This is a genomic window from Cupriavidus sp. 01T418 (genome assembly GCF_056398885.1).
The window spans coordinates 1-454 of the sequence record NZ_JBFTQG010000176.1 but is presented as its reverse complement, the minus strand read 5'-3'; the positions used below and the strand labels follow the sequence as shown (position 1 = coordinate 454).

Here is a 454-nt window from a genome sequence, read left to right as displayed (position 1 = left end):
CTTCAAGGCGCTCTCCGTGGAACTGGCCGCCATTCGCGACGCCGTGCCGCGCCGGGACGGGGAAGCCAGTCTGCCCTACGCCCGCCGACTGCACGAGCAGCGGCCCGGCCTCAGCCTGAACGAGCTGTCCCTGCTTTCGGGTGCCATGGAAAACCAACTGCGCGGCGAGCCGGCCTTCAAGGCGTTCTCCGTGGAACTGGCCGCCATTCGCGACGCCGTGCCGCGCCAGGACGGGGAAGCCAATCTGGCCTACGCCCGCCGCCTGCACGAGCAGCGGCCCGGCCTCAGCCTGAGCGAGCTGTCCCTGCTCTCGGGCGCCAYGGAAAGCCATCTGCGCCGCGAGCCGGCCTTCAAGGCGCTCTCCGTGGAACTGGCCGCCATTCGCGACGCTATTCGCGACGCCGTGCCACGCCGGGACGGGGAAGCCAATCTGCCCTACGCCCGCCGCCTGCGC

General features: G+C 71.3%; 1 protein-coding gene. It reads left to right on the top strand.

The features are described 5' to 3' along the window. On the top strand, window positions 1-454 hold a 454-nt coding region (locus AC1DQ3_RS36785; RefSeq protein ID WP_477124991.1), incomplete at both ends, for a hypothetical protein.